16 protein-coding genes are annotated in these 17,564 nt (G+C 46.3%); 9 read left to right on the top strand and 7 right to left on the bottom strand.

Going from position 1 to position 17,564, the window contains the following annotated elements; all coding sequences use genetic code 11:
* Window position 1: 1 nt before the first annotated feature.
* The 8 genes from A3773_RS07635 (at window position 2) to A3773_RS07670 (ending at window position 7,584) form a co-directional block, all read left to right on the top strand.
* Entirely contained in the window at window positions 2-2,212 is a 2,211-nt protein-coding gene (locus A3773_RS07635) for a bifunctional prephenate dehydrogenase/3-phosphoshikimate 1-carboxyvinyltransferase (RefSeq protein ID WP_067984635.1), read from the top strand.
* Window positions 2,212-2,898 (top strand): (d)CMP kinase, encoded by a 687-nt coding sequence (gene cmk, locus A3773_RS07640; protein WP_067984637.1) that lies wholly within the window; start codon window positions 2,212-2,214, stop codon window positions 2,896-2,898. The genes A3773_RS07635 and cmk overlap by 1 nt, the downstream gene beginning before the upstream one ends.
* A gap of 26 nt (window positions 2,899-2,924) precedes the next feature.
* Window positions 2,925-4,619, top strand: a complete 1,695-nt coding sequence (gene rpsA, locus A3773_RS07645) for a 30S ribosomal protein S1 (RefSeq protein WP_067984735.1) — start codon at window positions 2,925-2,927, stop codon at window positions 4,617-4,619.
* A 41-nt stretch (window positions 4,620-4,660) separates the two neighbouring features.
* The gene (locus A3773_RS07650) at window positions 4,661-4,951 is read left to right on the top strand and encodes an integration host factor subunit beta (protein WP_067984638.1); all 291 of its coding nucleotides are present in this window, start codon (window positions 4,661-4,663) and stop codon (window positions 4,949-4,951) included.
* An 82-nt stretch (window positions 4,952-5,033) separates the two neighbouring features.
* Window positions 5,034-5,276: a LapA family protein gene (locus tag A3773_RS07655; RefSeq protein WP_231902164.1), complete on the top strand. Its 243-nt coding sequence runs from the start codon at window positions 5,034-5,036 to the stop codon at window positions 5,274-5,276.
* 13 nt (window positions 5,277-5,289) lie between these two features.
* Entirely contained in the window at window positions 5,290-6,468 is a 1,179-nt protein-coding gene (gene lapB, locus A3773_RS07660) for a lipopolysaccharide assembly protein LapB (protein ID WP_231902165.1), read from the top strand.
* Window positions 6,469-6,487: 19 nt separating this feature from the next.
* Window positions 6,488-7,198, top strand: coding sequence for an orotidine-5'-phosphate decarboxylase (pyrF, locus tag A3773_RS07665; RefSeq protein WP_067984643.1), 711 nt, complete (start codon window positions 6,488-6,490; stop codon window positions 7,196-7,198).
* A 71-nt stretch (window positions 7,199-7,269) separates the two neighbouring features.
* Complete coding sequence (locus A3773_RS07670) at window positions 7,270-7,584, top strand: ComEA family DNA-binding protein (RefSeq protein ID WP_231902166.1); 315 nt, start codon at window positions 7,270-7,272, stop codon at window positions 7,582-7,584.
* A 73-nt stretch (window positions 7,585-7,657) separates the two neighbouring features.
* On the opposite strand, the gene A3773_RS07675 is transcribed toward A3773_RS07670, so the two are convergent.
* The 7 genes from A3773_RS07675 to A3773_RS07705 form a co-directional block, all read right to left on the bottom strand.
* Entirely contained in the window at window positions 7,658-8,563 is a 906-nt protein-coding gene (locus A3773_RS07675) for an ROK family protein (protein ID WP_075109507.1), read from the bottom strand.
* A 38-nt stretch (window positions 8,564-8,601) separates the two neighbouring features.
* Window positions 8,602-9,492, bottom strand: coding sequence for an AEC family transporter (locus A3773_RS07680; protein WP_067984645.1), 891 nt, complete (start codon window positions 9,490-9,492; stop codon window positions 8,602-8,604).
* Window positions 9,493-9,554: 62 nt separating this feature from the next.
* Entirely contained in the window at window positions 9,555-10,043 is a 489-nt protein-coding gene (locus A3773_RS07685; protein WP_067984647.1) for a universal stress protein, read from the bottom strand.
* Between the two features lie 25 nt (window positions 10,044-10,068).
* Complete coding sequence (locus A3773_RS07690; RefSeq protein ID WP_067984648.1) at window positions 10,069-12,942, bottom strand: FAD-binding and (Fe-S)-binding domain-containing protein; 2,874 nt, start codon at window positions 12,940-12,942, stop codon at window positions 10,069-10,071.
* A gap of 90 nt (window positions 12,943-13,032) precedes the next feature.
* The gene (locus A3773_RS07695) at window positions 13,033-14,415 is read right to left on the bottom strand and encodes a TRAP transporter large permease (RefSeq protein ID WP_067984650.1); all 1,383 of its coding nucleotides are present in this window, start codon (window positions 14,413-14,415) and stop codon (window positions 13,033-13,035) included.
* Entirely contained in the window at window positions 14,415-14,942 is a 528-nt protein-coding gene (locus A3773_RS07700) for a TRAP transporter small permease subunit (protein WP_067984652.1), read from the bottom strand. The genes A3773_RS07695 and A3773_RS07700 overlap by 1 nt, the downstream gene beginning before the upstream one ends.
* Window positions 14,943-15,147: 205 nt before the next feature.
* Entirely contained in the window at window positions 15,148-16,218 is a 1,071-nt protein-coding gene (locus A3773_RS07705; protein ID WP_067984654.1) for a TRAP transporter substrate-binding protein, read from the bottom strand.
* 358 nt (window positions 16,219-16,576) lie between these two features.
* Here A3773_RS07705 and pdhR point away from each other — a divergent pair, with 358 nt between their 5' ends.
* Window positions 16,577-17,344, top strand: a complete 768-nt coding sequence (pdhR, locus tag A3773_RS07710; protein ID WP_067984655.1) for a pyruvate dehydrogenase complex transcriptional repressor PdhR — start codon at window positions 16,577-16,579, stop codon at window positions 17,342-17,344.
* Window positions 17,345-17,564 lie beyond the last annotated feature (220 nt).

Consider the following 17,564-nt stretch of genomic DNA (forward strand, 5'->3'; position numbering starts at 1 on the left):
TATGAGTATCAAGAAAACCCTCATTATCGGCTTAGGCTTGATTGGTGGGTCATTGGCGAAGGCGCTCAAAATGAATCGTCAATGCGGCCAAATTATAGGGTTCGATCGGAATAGTGACGAAGTCAAAATAGGTTTGGAAACCGGCGTTATTGATGTGGCGGCCGAGAATTTAGTTGAAGCCGCATCCCAAGCTGATTTGATCGTGTTAGCGGTTCCAGTTAAGGCGATGGAGAAGGTGCTCGTTGATATTGCACCGTTTATAGCAGAAAACACCCTGATAACCGATGTAGGGAGTACCAAAGGGAATGTTGTTGAGGCCGCACGGCGTGTTTTCTCAACGATGCCTTCAGGTTTTGTGCCTGGACATCCTATCGCAGGCTCTGAGAAAAGTGGCGTCGTGGCAGCGGATGAGACACTTTTTGTAAATCATAACGTTATTCTTACGCCTTTAGCAGAATCTTCATCTAAGGCGGTTATCCTGTTGACGAAGATGTGGGAATCCACCGGTGCTGAGGTACTCGTCATGGCGGTTGATAAACATGATGAGGTCTTAGCTGCAACAAGCCATCTTCCGCATATGCTTGCGTTTTCACTTGTGGATACTTTGGCGCAAGAACAAGATAACAATACAGATATTTTTCGTTACGCCGCGGGTGGGTTTCGAGATTTTACCCGTATAGCGGGCAGTGATCCGACCATGTGGCACGATATCTGTTTGGCAAATAAGCATGCTTTGCTTGCCCAATTAGACCGGTATACGGCGGGTTTGGCAAAGTTGAGGGCTGCAATAGAGTGTGGGGACAGTGAATCAATGCTGGGTACCTTTACTCGAGCAAAAGCAGCAAGAGAACATTTTTCTAAAATTCTTTCGGGTACAGCATATTCACAGCATATGAGTAATCTACACGTAACCTTTCGCGCCCAGCCTGGCGGTAGCGTAAATGGAAAAATTAGAGTCCCAGGTGACAAATCCATCTCCCATCGTTCGATCATGTTGGGGTCTTTAGCTGATGGTGTAACGGAAGTAAGTGGTTTCTTAGAAGGTGAGGATAGTCTTGCGACACTTCAAGCATTCCGAGACATGGGGGTCGTTATTGAAGGCCCTGATGACGGTAATGTCACTATCTACGGCGTAGGTGTTAACGGCTTGCAGGCGCCTCCGGGGCCGTTGTATGTAGGTAATTCAGGTACATCAATGCGTCTTTTGTCCGGCCTTTTGGCGGCACAGGCATTTGATACTGAATTAAGTGGTGATGAATCGCTCACTAAACGTCCAATGGGACGTGTGGCAGATCCTTTGCGTTTGATGGGTGCTGAGATTGAAACGGCGGAAAATGGCCGACCACCGCTTAAAATAAAAGGCGGTAAAGCACTTAAAGGTATTCATTATGATATGCCGATGGCGAGTGCTCAGGTTAAGTCCTGCCTTTTATTGGCCGGCCTTTATGCCGAGGGTGAAACCTCAGTGACTGAGCCTGCACCAACACGGGATCACACGGAGCGAATGCTCACGGGCTTTGGTTACCCTGTAGAGCAAGTAGGTGCTACCGCTAAAGTTAAATCCGGTGGCCATCTACAGGCAACGCGTATTGATGTACCAGCAGATATTTCGTCAGCTACCTTCTTCTTGGTAGCGGCGGCCATCTGCCCAGATTCCGATCTAACCATTGCGCATGTGGGTATCAACCCAACCCGTATTGGCATTATCAATATCTTACGGTTAATGGGTGCAAACCTAGAACTGCTCAATGAGCGTGAAGTGGGTGGTGAGCCTGTCGCGGATATTCGGGTGCGTTATGCACCGTTGAAAGGTATTCATGTGCCTGAAGACCAAGTGCCGTTGGCGATTGATGAGTTTCCTGCCATCTTTATTGCCGCAGTGTGTGCCGAAGGTACAACCACTGTCACGGGCGCTGAAGAGCTTCGGGTGAAGGAAAGTGATCGTATTCAAGCCATGGTTGACGGTTTAAAAACCTTAGGTGCTGATATTGAAGGTACGCCGGACGGTGCTGTGATTCAAGGCAGTCGTTTATCAGGTGGTGTTGTTGAAAGCCACGATGATCATCGTATCGCTATGGCATTCACGGTGGCTTCGCTTAGGTCGAGCGGCGAAATTACGATAAATGATTGCGCAAATGTTGCGACTTCATTCCCCGGCTTTGTTGAGTTAGCGAAGTCTGTGGGTCTTAAGGTTGAAAAGGAGGAGGGGTGATGTCTAATCGACAGGTACCCGTCATTACCATCGATGGTCCAAGCGGATCAGGTAAGGGAACTATCTGCCAATTATTGGCGCGCGAATTAGGTTGGGAGCTGCTTGATAGTGGTGCCCTTTACCGTTTAGTGGGTTTAGCAGCACGTCATCACGGCGTAGAGCTGGATAATGAAGAAGCGTTGGTCGTGTTGGCCGCGCATCTGGATGTTCAGTTTGTTGCACGTACGGATAACAGTGTTCAGATTATTTTAGAAGGTGAAGAAGTTACCGATGCCATTCGAACCGAAGTGGTAGGTAAAGACGCCTCTATCGTCGCGGCTATTCCCGCGGTACGTGACGCTTTATTAGAGCGGCAGCGTGCGTTTGCTGAACCTCCGGGTCTGATTGCTGACGGCCGAGATATGGGGACCGTTGTTTTTCCGGACGCTGCTTTAAAAATATATCTGGATGCTAGTGCTGAAGAGCGTGCATCACGCCGGTATAACCAGTTGATAAACAAGGGGCTCGGTGCTAGTCTTCAAGCTATATTAGAGGATATTCAAGCACGGGATGATCGTGATATGAACCGTGCTGTTGCTCCTCTCAAGCCTGCGGCGGACGCTGTAATTCTAGATACGACAACAATGTCTATCAAAGAAGTGCTGGCCGCTGTAATGGATGATGCGAGGCATAAAGGGCTTCGCTGAGCGATTAAATGCGGGATGTAATAGATATGAGCGAGAGCTTTGCTGAGCTGTTTGAAGAAAGTCTTCAAGAATTAGAAATGGCACCCGGTGCAATAGTCACGGGAATAGTAATGGCTATTGAGGATGACTTTGTCATTGTCAATGCAGGTCTCAAATCTGAAGGTGTCATCCCGCGTGCGGAGTTCTTTGACGAGAACGGCAAACTGAGTGTTGAGGTAGGGTCCGAAGTTAAAGTCGCACTTGAGGCGATGGAAGATGGCTTCGGCACTACACAGCTGTCGCGCGAAAAAGCGAAACGCGCTGAAATCTGGCTTGAGCTTGAAAAGTCTTTCGAAAATGATGAGATCGTCCGTGGCCGTATTACTGGTAAAGTTAGGGGCGGTTTCACTGTAGATGTCAACACGATCCATGCTTTTCTGCCCGGCTCGTTAGTTGATGTTCGTCCTGTAAGAGATACCTCTCATCTTGAATCCCAAGAGCTAGAATTTAAGCTTGTTAAGCTTGATATCAAGCGTAACAACATTGTTGTGTCTCGCCGTGCTGTACTGGAAGCGGCGTACAATATCGAACGGGATCAGCTACTTGCCAACATGGAAGAGGGGCAAGTGATCAAAGGTATTGTTAAAAATATTACAGACTATGGTGCCTTTATTGATTTGGGCGGCATCGATGGACTGCTGCATATTACCGATATTGCGTGGAAGCGTGTTAAACACCCAAGCGAAACCTTAACTGTTGGGCAAGAGCTTGATGTAAAAGTGCTACGCTTTGATAAAGAGAAAAGCCGTGTATCACTCGGTTTGAAACAGCTTAGTGATGATCCATGGACTCAGCTGATCTCTAACTACACTGTCGGAATGAAGGTGAAAGCCCGTGTCACTAATTTGACCGATTATGGCTGTTTCGCTGAAGTTGAAAATGGTATTGAAGGTTTAATCCATGTTTCTGAGATGGATTGGACCAATAAAAATGTTCACCCATCGAAAATGGTTCAGGTGGGAGACGAAGTCGATGTGATGTTATTAGACATCGATAAAGAAAAACGCCGTATATCGCTAGGGATGAAACAGTGTAAACAGAATCCTTGGTTAGCTTTTGCTGAAACTTACGCTAAAGGCGACCGTCTCAGCGGAAAAATTCGATCCATTACCGATTTTGGTATATTTATCGGCCTTGAGGGTGGTATCGATGGTTTAGTTCATCTCTCTGATCTTTCGTGGGATGAAAATGACAAAGATGCCGTTAAGCGATATAAAAAAGGTGATGAGGTCGATGCAGCTGTGCTTTCAGTGGATGCTGAAAGAGAGCGTATTGCGCTAGGTATTAAGCAGTTAGATGCTGATCCTTTCGGCAATTTTAGTGCAGGTAAGAGCAAAGGCACTGTTGTTAAAGGCACCGTTTCAGAGGTTAATGACAAAGTCTTAATTGTCACCTTAGCTGAGGGTGTTAACGGAACGATCAAAATTGCTGAGGCGTCCCGTGATCGTATTGAAAAGCTCAGCGATCATTTCAAGGTCGGTGATGAGGTTGAGGCCGTAATCACAAATATCGATAACCGCAATCGGGCTATCGTGCTGTCAATTAAGCAGTTAGAAATACAGCAAGAGAAGAAAGTATTAGACAATGTCAGCCAACAGTCTGAAACTCGGCTATCGGGTCCGACAACGATTGGTGACCTGATCAAAGCACAGATGAATAAAGTCGACTCAGACTCAGAGTAAATTCCGGTTTACGAGAAGATCAAAAGATCGAGGAACATGATATGACTAAATCTGAACTGATAGAAATACTTGTAGATCGCCATGATCAACTGTCAGTAAAAGATATTGAGCTGTCTGTAAAAACAATGCTTGATCATATGACAGAGTCTTTGTCTCAGGGTGATCGCATTGAAATCAGAGGGTTTGGTAGTTTTTCACTGCATTACCGCGCGCCACGAACAGGGCGTAACCCTAAAACGGGTGAATCTGTTGCACTGGATGCAAAATATGTCCCGCACTTTAAGCCAGGTAAAGAGCTTAGAGAGCAAGTGAATGATTCAATTCAAAAATAGTTACTGAGGTTGTGCGACCGTGCGTTTTTTAAAAACCCTAATCCTTATATTGCTCTGTTTGGCAGTGTTGCTGATTGGAATCATGTTTACGATTCACAATACAGAAAAAGTCGTTATTGATTTGGTCTTTTTCCAACTGCCAGAAGCAAGCTTGTCCATTTGGTTGATTGCGACATTTTTGATGGGTGGTTTTATCGGTGTCACGTTAAGCGTTATGACAGTTTGGATGCTAAAAACCCGTTTAGGTTCTGCTCGCCGTAAAATTGCTACTACTCAGAAAGAGTTAGACCAGCTGAGAGTTTCTAACCTAAAAGATGCCGTTTAATTTAGATAGTCTATTGGGTAACTACGTCCTAATAGTACCTTTAGTCATTGCTATCGCTATTGGGTGGTTTCTAGGAAGGCGGGAGCGCCAGAGTAAAGCCTCTCGTCCGCAAACAAGCCTGAGTAGTGAATACTTTACCGGGTTAGACTACCTGCTTAACGAAAAAGTGGATGAAGCGATTGAGAGTTTTATCCGCGCCCTCGAAATTAACTCAGATACTATCCCCGCACACCTCTCGCTCGCTAAGTTATTTCGTCGTAAAGGCGATGTGGATCGGGCGATTCAAATTCATCAGAAACTATTAGCGCGGCCAGACCTGACACGGTCCGATTTTATGCGGATTCAGATGGCGTTAGCGCGAGATTACTATGCGGTAGGGTTATTAGATCGCGCAGAAAACCTGCTGCAAGAGATCATCAAATCCGGATCAACAAAAAGTATCCGGCATAGCGCATTACGTCTGTTGATAAAGCTCTATGAAAAAGAGGGCGAGTGGGAGCAGGCTTTAAATACGGCACAGCAGCTGGATGTTGAGGAACGAAAAAGTATTGCGACCGAGTTAGCGCATTACTGCTGTGAACTGGCAGAACAGGCGATAGCGGCGAAGAAGCACAGCTTATCCGTGAGTTATTTAAAGCGTGCAGAACAGTTTGAAACGGATAATGTGCGGGTCTGCTTTATGTTGGCGCGTGTCGCGATGGCGGCTGGTCAATGGAAAGCGGCGATCAAGCAGCTTAAAGCGATCGCTAAGTTAGATAAGCTGTTTGTATCGGAGGCGATTCCGCTACTGGGCGAGTGTTATGCCCAGCTGAATAATCAACGGGAATACACCGAGTATCTGCGTACGTGCTTAGCACAGGCGCCGTCTACAACTGCGATTATTGCCTTAGCGGAACAGATACGCGCCGATCGTGGTATCTATGCGGCAGGCAGTTTCATTACTGAAGAATTAAAACGTCGCCCTTCAATAAAAGGGTTTAATAGCTTAATCGATCTTCATATAGAATACGGCTCAGAAAGTGCCAAGGATAGCTTAACTGTTTTACGCGGCTTAACAGGGCAGTTAGAACTGTCTAAACCGGTTTATCGTTGTAACAGTTGCGGTTTTTCAGGCCGTTCGCTGCTTTGGCAATGCCCATCCTGTAAAAGCTGGGGTACAACAAAGCCTATCCAAGGGCTCGAAGGCGAATAACAAACTTTAGAGAATAGATATGTCAGTAGATAAAAAACGCGTCATCGTTGCGCTAGATTACCCTGATCAGCAGCAAGCACTGGCGATGGCTAAGCAGCTTGATCCCCAGCGTTGTCGCGTTAAGGTGGGTAAAGAGCTGTTTACCCGTTGCGGTCCTGGGATTGTTGAAGCGCTTCAAAGCCAAGGGTTTGAAGTGTTTTTAGATCTTAAGTTTCATGATATTCCAAACACAACGGCGAAAGCGGTTAGAGCCGCAGCGGAGTTGGGTGTATGGATGGTCAATGTGCATGCATCGGGTGGTCGTAAAATGATGGAAGCGGCACGTAATGAGCTTGAGCAAGTTAACGGTAGTAATACCTTATTAATTGCTGTGACCATTTTAACCAGTATGGAGCGTTCGGACCTGCAGGAAATCGGTTTAGATATCGATCCACTAGAGCAAGTGAAGCGACTTGCGGCATTAACTGAACGGAGCGGTTTGCACGGTGTGGTTTGCTCTGCGCAGGAAGTAAAACCTCTACGTGACATTATCGCGCCAGATTTTAAGTTAGTGACGCCAGGCATTAGGCCTGCCGACGCGGATATGGGCGATCAGAAACGCATCATGACACCGTCCGCTGCTATTACTGCCGGTAGTGATTACCTTGTGATTGGCCGTCCCATTACTAAAGCGGATTCACCGATAGAATCGCTTGCTCGTATCGATGCTGAATTAAGCCCGTTGATTTAAGCGTGTAAGCAGGCTATAAATAAGATCTGGCTAAGGATAGCCAGATCACTATCAAAAAAAGGATTTTACTAATGAAATACTCTATCCAGATGAGCTCTGTATTGAGTTCTATTCGTGTACTTATTCTTGCATCTATCTGTGCATTCTCTTTTCCTACCTTTGCAGCCTCAATTGATATTAATACCGCATCGGCTGAGCAGATCTCTGACGCCTTAAAAGGCGTAGGCCCTGCAAAAGCGAAAGCGATCGTTGCATACCGAACCGAACATGGGCCTTTTATAACGGCAGATCAACTGACCGAAGTGAAAGGGATTGGGGCGGCGACCGTTGATAAAAACCGTGATGCGATTCTTATCTCTAAACCTGAGGCTAAACCGAAGAAATAGCCGCCATACCCTGCGAATAAGTGAGGGCCGTGCTGGATCATCTATCTGGTAAGGTTGGCTTATTCGCAGGCTTTTATAGCCAAGCAGCGCCACGGACACCGCTAGAGTCGCCGTATTTTGCTTTGACGATCGGGGTTAAAACAGGATCACTGTGATGGCTGGCAGAAAAAAGGTAAGTGGCTAATCGTTTAGGGACCTGCTCATAGATCTCATCAATATTTGAAAGCCCGCCGCCGAGCACAATAACGCTAGGATCAAGAACATTGATAATCGACGCTAGGGCTTTGCTAAGTTGCTCTATATATAAATCACAATGGGTTTGGCAGCTGCGGTCTCCCGCTCTGGCACGTTGCCAGATCGCAAGGCTAGTGAGTCCTGTGTTGCTAGGTAATGCGGATGAAAACCCAGGGCCAGAGAGAAAGGTCTCAATGCAGTCCTGTTTGCCACAGTAGCAGGCACGTTGCAGATTATCAGACGGTACCGGCCAAGGTAGAGGGTTGTGTCCCCACTCGCCGCAGATGGCATTAGGGCCGCTCAGTAATGTTTTATTAATCACAATACCCGCACCGACTCCCGTACCTAGAATAACGCCAAACACACTGTTGTAACCGGCCGCACTACCATCGATCGCTTCAGACAGGGCAAAACAATCGGCATCATTGGCAAGACGAATAGGGCGTTTAAGTAATTTTTCTAGATCGTCATCTAAGCGCTGCCCAATGAGGCAGGTTGAATTTGCGTTTTTTATCAGCCCTGTGGCGGGGGAGATGGCACCGGGTATACCAACCCCTATCGCTTCGGCGTGATCTTGGCAGGCTTGTTCCGCGGCGGTTACGAGTTCTGCAATGCAATTAACGGTGGCGTTGTAATCCCCTTGGGGGGTATGGGTACGTTGTCGAAAAAGAGGTTTACCCTGTTCGGTTAGCGCGATCACCTCTATCTTCGTCCCGCCTAGATCAATCCCAATTTTTATACTCATAACACGCTTTTTATCGGATGCTGTTTATCAGATAGATCTTATAGCACAAAGGCCAGCGTTAATGGGAGAAAGAGCAAGCTGCCGATATTACCGATTAACACAATGGATGCGACCTGTTCAGGCTCCTGATTATAGCGTTCGGCAATCATATAGTTGAGTACCGCTGGAGGAAGGGCGCCAAACACAACTAAATAGGCAAACTGCTCGGAGCTAAGCTGCATAAAGTGCTGGCAGGCTAAGGCTAAGAGAATACCGCTAGCGGGGCATAATACGGCACTATAGGTCCCAATCCTCCAGTTTTTAAGGTCAACACTGGTCATGCGAACCCCCAAGGCAAAAAGCATCAATGGAATCGCAATTTGTCCGAGCATATCGATGCAGGTTGCAGCGGCTTGGGGTACTGATAGATCAAAACCACTCCAGATTAAACCAAGAATCGTGGCGGCAATCATCGGCATTTTAAGCAGGTTAATGAGCCGTGTTTTATGATCTAAGATGTAGATGCCAACTGTAAAGTGCAGCACATTTTCCACCAAAAATAGAACAACCGCGGCTGACAGTGCGTCTTCACCAAAGGCTAAAACCATCAGTGGAATGCCTAAGTTGCCGCTATTGCTAAACATAATGGGAGGGATAAATGTTTTCGGGTGAACCCCGAGTAATTTACAGGCTGGAAACAGCAATATGCCGGAGCCGATAACGACGATTGCGGCACATATAGCAAGATCTTGAAACTGGACTAAATCGAATGATTCAGCCGAGAGTACAGAGAAGATAAGTGCGGGTACAAATACATCAATATTGACCTGATTTGCGGTGGTCATATCAATCTTATAGCGCCGCGCATAGTAAAATCCCACGGTGACGATGGCCACCAGTGGGAAAACGGTTAAGAATATCCGTTCAAGTAAAAGACTTTGTGTATCCACCTACAACTTCCTTCTTAAATGGCACAAAGCCTTTATTGATCGTTAACCGGCTTTGGTTGGGCTTATTCGAAGTTTTTACCCGTTGGTACAACCATGACAGGTACTTTTGCGTGACGAATAACCTGCTGGCTGGTGTTGCTATGATGCCCAAAGCGGTTTTCTGCGCCTAAAATAATCAGGTCAGCATTCACCGATGTTGCGGCTTTGACAATGGAGTCAGCGTGATGGCCTTCAGCGACTTTATGCTCAATATCCAATACGATAGGGTGCTCTAAGCTCTCAAGCTCATCCGCACAAAACTGGGCGACCCGTTCTTTCATATTCTCATGTATCGCTTGAATCCCTTCATCATGCATTTTTTGAATCAGTTCTTCAGTTACATAATGTTGGATAAGCGCGTGCCCCATCTCTCCCATCGGCTCAACAACATGCAACATAACGATCTTTGCATTGTTTAGGCTTGCTTGTTTAACCGCTTGGCGAAAAATTGGGCGAGTATGTTTGCCCAACGAGGTTGCGTAAAGAATCGTTTTTATCTGAGGGAGTGCCATCTTCTATATCCTCTATTAAAGCAGATTATAACGGTTGAACCGAGATCTGTGAGTTTTCAGGATTACTGTTATCGTTTACTTGTTTCGGTTGGCTACAACGATCAAGTAAATAAACAATAGATTTGTAATCAATGCCACTGTGATGGGTTAGACCTATTTCACAGGTACGACTGGTTGAATAGCCGGTGTTACAGGTTTTAACTTGATCTTTTAGGGTGCGTAAAGACGACGCGTTTAACTCCGGCGTGCTAAAGCCCTTATCACCAGCAAAACCGCAGCAGGTGATGTGATCAGGAATAACCACATTACTTGAGCATGCCTTAATAATGCGTTTAATCTTTTCAGCTTGGCCCATACGTGTGGCGCTACAGGTTATATGTAACGCAACGGCATCCGTTGTCGGTGTCACGACTAAACGGTCCAGTACAAACTGATCTATAAAGTCGATGCTATCATAGAGCTTAATTTTAGCATCCATATTTTCCTGCAAACGAAGACTGCAAGGACTTGTGTCGGAATAGACCGGAATTCTTCCTTGGTCCGTGCAATCCAGCAAGAAACGTTCGGTTTCATTCGCTTTATAATCTGCCGCTTCAAACATACCTTTAGATTGAAAAGGCATACCACAGCAAAGATTATCAAGGCCTTCTGGAATAATGACGTTAAAGCCCGCTTTTCGTAGCAGTTGAAGGGTCTTATCCGCTAACGGGGTCTGATCCTCTTCACCGCGGGAAGGGGCCATCGTTCGGCTTGCGCAACTGGGTAAGTAGACAACCTCGGGGCCTGTTTCATCGGGCGTAGGTTGATAGGCCTTAACTTTAGGCGCGGCTTTCGGCATTGACGGAGACCACTGTTGAACAAGCCCACCGGTGACTTTGCGCGCGGTATTGGTAATCGCACTCATTGCCTTAGTGCCTATGACCCCATGGGTAACATCGGCAATTTTAAAGGTGGCACGAGTTGCGCTGGTTAGCCCGCCGTAATGTTCGGCGAGCCATTGGGCCAGTTTAGTATGGTTCTCATTCTTCCTGCTGCGGATGGAGCGGGTCAGGTCGCCCGTATTAATGCCGACAGGACAGGTTGTTGAGCATAATCCGCAAGCCGCACAGGTATCAGTCCCTTGATATTGATACTCTTTTCTTAAGGTGGCTAGCCGTTCAGGGTCTTCGCCGCTTTTCTCTAAACGGGCGATTTCGCGCCACAGCACAATACGTTGGCGAGGCGTTAAGGTTAAGGCACGGGACGGGCAGGTGGGTTCACAAAAACCACATTCGATACACTTATCCACAAGCTCATCGGCAGCCGGTAAGGACTTTAAGTTCTCTAAATGAACATTGCTGTTTTTATTTAGAATAACGCCAGGGTTTAGAATGCCACGCGGGTCGAGTAGTTCTTTTAACTCCCACATTAAGCGATAGGCATCAACACCCCATTCCATCTCCACATAGGGTGCCATATTACGGCCAGTGCCATGCTCCGCTTTAAGGGAGCCGTTATATTTATGCACAACCAGTTTGCACACCTCGTCCATTAAGCCGTCATAGCGATCAATCTCAGCTTGCGTATCAAACGATTGGGTAAAGACAAAGTGTAAATTACCTTCTAGGGCATGGCCGAAGATCAGTGCTTCACTATAGTTCCACTTAGTAAATAGCTGGTGAAGGTCGTGAACAGCGTCGGCGAGTTGTTCAACCGGAAAGGCGACATCCTCAATAATAACGGTTGTGCCTGTGAGCCTAACGGCGCCCACCGCTGGGAATAAGCCTTTACGTATAGCCCAAAATTGCGCATTAACCGCAGGGTCTGTTGAAAACTCAATAGGCTTTGTGGTTTCTAGCCCTGAGATAGAGGCTGCTATCGCATCAACCTGTTGCTGAAGCGTTGCTGCATCGGCTGCACGGGTTTCAACTAAAAGAGCGGCGGCATCATTGGGTAGCTCTTTGATAAACGGCGGCATACCCGCTTTATTCTCTATAGAGCGTAGGCCCGCACGATCCATCAGTTCTACCGCTGATACCGGTGTCTTTTTGAGAATCGCGACCGCTTCGCAGGTGGTGCGTACGGTATTGAAGAAGATGAGCGCAGTGGCTTTGTGTTCATGCTCATCAACCGTGTTGTAGGTGATGTTTGAGATGAACCCTAACGTGCCTTCTGAGCCGATCATCAAATGCTGCAATATATCGATGGGATCTTCGTAATCAACCAGCGAGTTTAAGGCGTAGCCTGTCGTATTTTTTAGTCGGTACTTGTGCTCAATACGTTCGCGTAAATCATCATTGGTACGTGTCTGTTGAGATAAACAGTCCAGTGAATCTAATAACACGCTGTGGGAGCGGCGAAAGTGCTCAATACTTTCGGGGTCCGCCGTGTCGAGCACGGAGCCATCGGCCAGAACGACACGCATACTGTTTAAGGTGCGATAGCTGTTTTGCGCTGTGCCGCAACACATGCCACTGGCGTTGTTGGCTGCAATACCGCCGATTTTGGCTGTATTAATTGACGCAGGGTCGGGGCCTATTTTTTTGTTGAGAGGGGCTAAGTATTTGTTTGCATTACCGCCGATGACCCCAGGTTGAAGGGTGATGGTGCTGCCATCGTCGCTAATTTTATAGTTATCCCAGCCATCGCCCAGTTGTACCAACACTGAATCGGTAATGGCTTGGCCAGATAAGCTTGTACCTGCGGCCCTAAACGTGACAGGTGTATTGTGTCGGTCCGCTAGTTTTACAATTTTAATAATCTCTTCTTCATCACTAGCACGCACCACAATCTGTGGAATCAAACGATAAAAACTAGCATCCGTGCCGTAGGCTAGGGTACGAAGAGGGTCTGTAATCAGGCGCGTCTCGGGGATAAACTCCCGAAGAGCATTATAGAAGTCCTGATGGCCCTGTTGCATTGTTCACACCTCACTTGTGAAGAGAATAACCAGATTATGTCTTAATAGGAGAGGCCCCTACCCGTTGGGGGCAGGGCCTCAGGTTTAGTATTAGCTATAAGCCACTGTGGGCAACCACAGTACAAGCTGAGGCCAAAATACTAAGATCAATAAAGCAGCCAGCTGAATCATAATAAATGGCACGACGCCTTTATAAATATCAGTGATTTTTACATTTGGCGGGCAGACCCCTTTTAAATAGAAGAGGGCAAACCCAACGGGCGGGGTCAAAAAGGATGTTTGGAGTGCCATGGCGACTAGCATGACAAACCACACCAGTTCGGGGTTATCGATACCGGGTGCAGATATATCTAAGCCCAAGGCCGATATGACCGGCGCAAGCAGGGGCAAGATAATGAGCGTGATCTCAATCCAATCCAAGAAGAACCCAAGCAGAAAGATAACGCCCAGAATAAAGAAGATAATGCCATAAGGACCAAACGGAAGACCGGTTAGAAATGATTCAATCATCTCATCGCCGCCAAGCTCACGTAGTACTAAGGCAAAGCAGGTTGCACCAATAAAAATAGCGAAGATATACGCCGTTGTATTCATCGTGCCGCCAACAACCTCTTTCAGTACCGGAATACTAAAGCGCTTGTTGTATATGGCGAGTAACGTTGCACCAAATGCACCGACACCAGAGGCTTCTGTCGGCGTTGCAATACCGGCAAAAATAGAGCCTAACACCACCACAATTAAGGCAACGGTCGGCAATACATCTTTGAGTACATTAAACACAATGGCTGCGGTAACGGGTTTGGCATCATCTGGGACAGGTAGGTCTTCAGGTTTTAACTTACCGCGAATAAGAATATAGATGATATAGAGCATACCCAGCATCAAGCCTGGGAAGACGGCACCCATAAAGAGATCGCCAACCGATAAACCTAATTGATCGGCCATGATGACAAGCATAATGCTAGGTGGGATTAAAATACCTAAGGTGCCCGCAGACGCGATAGTCCCTAAGGCTAAAGGCATGTTGTAGCCTTGTTTCGTCATGGCCGGTAACGACATGACGGCAAGGAGTACAACGGACGCACCAATAATGCCGGTAGAGGCCGCTAAGATAATGCCTATCGCTGTGACGGTAATGGCTAAACCGCCATGTACGCGCCCAAACAGCTCTTGCATCGATTGCATTAAACGTTCAGCTACACCGGATTTATCAAGCATGATCCCCATAAATATAAACATGGGGAGTGCGACCAATATCCAGTTTTCCATAATGGTCCATAAACGGTTTACCACTAGTCCTAACGTGGTGTAATCCAACCCCGTCATCGTGTCTAGGTTGTTATCCGCAAATTGACCTAAAAAAGCGAAAGCAATACCAATACCGCCTAATACCCAAGCAACAGGTATGCCTGTGAAGAGTAGCGCGATGAACGATAGGAACATCGCGATAACGAGAATCTCATTCGCATCCATCAGTCGTCACCTTTAATTAATAAAGTAAAATCTCGAATAAAACGTGAAACAACGGCAAGGCCGAGTAGGGCAAAACTGACGGGGATAACACCTTTAATCGCCCATCGCCACGGTAGGCCTGAGGCCGCTTCCGAGGCTTCGTTAACGCGCCACGCTTCCGTAACAAAGTCGATACTATGTAAAAAAATGACAATGATGAAAGGCAGTACAAGCGTAACAATACTAATAATCTCGATAATACGCCGTGTTCTTGCACGCATGTGTGCATAGAACAGGTCTACACGGATATGGGAATTGGTAGTTTGGGCATAAGATAAGCCAAACATTACGCCAATAGAGTAGAGATGCCATTGCAGCTCTTCTAATGCGATTAATCCACTGGAAAAACCTTTGCGTAAAATAACTTGAAGCATGATTACCAATACTAGAACGACATAAGTCCAAGCAATGGTTTGACCTATTCGCTGGATGAATCTATCAATTGCATCCGCGAGTGGCACTCGGGGCAGTGTATCGTTTTCAGTCACTGAAACGTACCTTCGTTGCTCGTCATCAGATTCATACAGTGTAGGACATCTGTATAAGAGCTGACTTATTTATAATTATAAACAAACGCGATGGGGCGATGGTAAAAACCAAATGAGGTCGTTCGATCGATCCCAAAATAAACAGGGTAGCTGTTGCTACCCTGTTTTCTTCAGAAGGCTGGTGGCTTTCCGAAGTTATGTCATATTACTTAGTTGCACGCGGAAGGAATGCATTCGCTTCCCATAGGTCGTAACCTTTACGGAACGTGCTTAGGTCATCCCATACTTTCTTGAAGAATGGGTCAGCGGCAGATTTTTCAGCGGCCACTTCATTCCATGTAGTTTGGAACGTGTTAAGCATCGTTTCATTCCAGTAGCGGATATGCACGCCGTTTTCTTTCGCTTTCTCCATTACTGGGAACTGCATCGCTTCACCTTCAGCAATTGAATTGGTGATAGATGCTTTACAGGTTGTTTCTATAAGTGCCTGCTGGCTCTTGCTCATGTCAGCCCACGCATCTTTGTTGATCAACAATTCGAAGATCGTTGCTTGCTGATGCCAACCTGGGAAATAGTTGTATTTTACGATTTTGTGGAAGCCTAGACGTTGGTCAATGGCAGGCTGAGAGAACTCAGATGCATCGATCGCACCCTTCTCAAGTGCGCCAAAGATCTCGCCGCCTGGAAGCTGAACCGTGCCTACGCCCAGTTTTTCCATGACGGATGCACCCAGCCCGAAGAAACGCATGTTTAGACCTTTAAGGTCTTCTGGTTTCTCAATCGGTTTAGCAAACCAACCGGATGTTTCAGGGGAGATAATCGCACATGGCATAACTTTAACGTTATAGCCTGATGAGTCATACATCTCTTGATACAAAGTCATACCGTTACCGTAGTACAACCATGCCATATATTCGCCGGCTTCAGGGCCGAACGGAACCGCAGAGAAAAGTGAAGCTGCAGGGATTTTACCCTGCCAATAACCCGCTGTTGCGTAACCTGAGTTTACTTTGCCTGAAGATACTGCATCTAAAATCTCTTTCGGGCTAACCAGTTTGCCTGGCTCATAAATCTTCATTCTTACGTTGCCGCCACTGATGATCTTTAGCTGATCGGCAACCCAAACAATCGGTGTGCCAAGTGCAGGTAAGTGAGAGCCGAACGCGATAGGGGTTTTCAGTAGTAGCTTGTCAGCTGCTTGTACTGGGGCGGATACGCTTGCCACAGCGGCTGTTAGAACAGCAGCGGAGATTAAAGATTTGGCGAACTTTTTCATGTCACATCCTCTAGAGATTTATTTTTTATAGTTAGAGTGTTGCTGCAGGCAGAGGGAGATTTCGGTTGTAGCTAATCTATGCTGCACTGCATTAATCCCAATTGGTATTACCAATTTACCACAAGAGACTTCATACTGTATTTTTTTTGAGCAGTGCATGTCAATATCTTTTTTTATTTTAACGACTATAGTCTAGATTTTAGAATCTTTATAAAGTGATTCTATGGTTTGCAATATAAAGGGTTTCTGTACTACTTTGGGTCGATATTGTGAATAAAAAACATTCAGGGCTTGTTTTGATTCATTAGATTAATCTAGTATTGATATTGGTCATACCAATATCAGTTGAGTGGAAAATATGAGTTACAGTCGGGTTAAACAACCTAAAATTTCAGATGTCATCATGGGGCAGCTGGAGGTGATGATTCTGGAAGGTATTCTCAAGCCTGGACAGAAATTACCTCCCGAACGAGAGCTGGCAAAGCAGTTTGATGTGTCCCGCCCATCGTTGCGCGAGGCTGTACAAAAATTAGCAGCTAAAGGGCTGCTTATTAGTCGGCAGGGTGGTGGAACCTATGTATCTGAAGATTTAGGTGGATCTTTCTCTGATCCTCTACTAGAACTATTTAGGACGCATCCAGAAGCACAATATGACCTGTTGGAGTTTCGTCATGCGCTCGAAGGGGTTGCGGCTTATTATGCAGCGTTAAGAAGTACCCCGGCAGATAAAGAGGCTATTTTACAAGCCTATGCCGATCTACAGCACCACCATGACAATAAAGAGATACAGAAAGAGGTTTATGCGGATGTGGATTTCCATTTAGCGATTGCGGCCTCTACGCACAACATGGTCTTGCTACATATGATGCGGGCGCTGTTTAGCCTGTTACGTGAACATATTTGGGATAACTTGAAAAACATTTATCCGCGCTCGGAGTATCGAGAAAAGATACACGACCAGCACAAAGTATTAATGGATGCGATTTTAGACGGCGATCCAGAAAAAGCGCGCCAAGCGGCCCATCACCATCTGGCTTATGTTGAAGATGCCCTGCTTGAAGGCGAGCGCGAAAATACCCGATTAGAACGAGCGCTGCGACGTGCGAATATTAGTACTAACTTATAATGTACTAAAATTACAAGACTGAGTGGCGAAGTAAACAATTTTTACTACTTAAGCTGTAGTTGTTTACGATTTGTAGACACTTTAGTTATATTTATGTAGTATTACTACACGAAAATTATTATAAGACTTGATCAGGCGTCCTTTTGTGCTTTTTAAGGTGAGCAGGGCTACTGGCAAAAAGTCATAACAATAGAAGGAATCAACTTAGATTCCCTATACG

The sequence above is a fragment of the Neptuniibacter pectenicola genome, from assembly GCF_001597735.1.
Taxonomy (GTDB): Bacteria; Pseudomonadota; Gammaproteobacteria; order Pseudomonadales; family Balneatricaceae; genus Neptuniibacter; species Neptuniibacter pectenicola.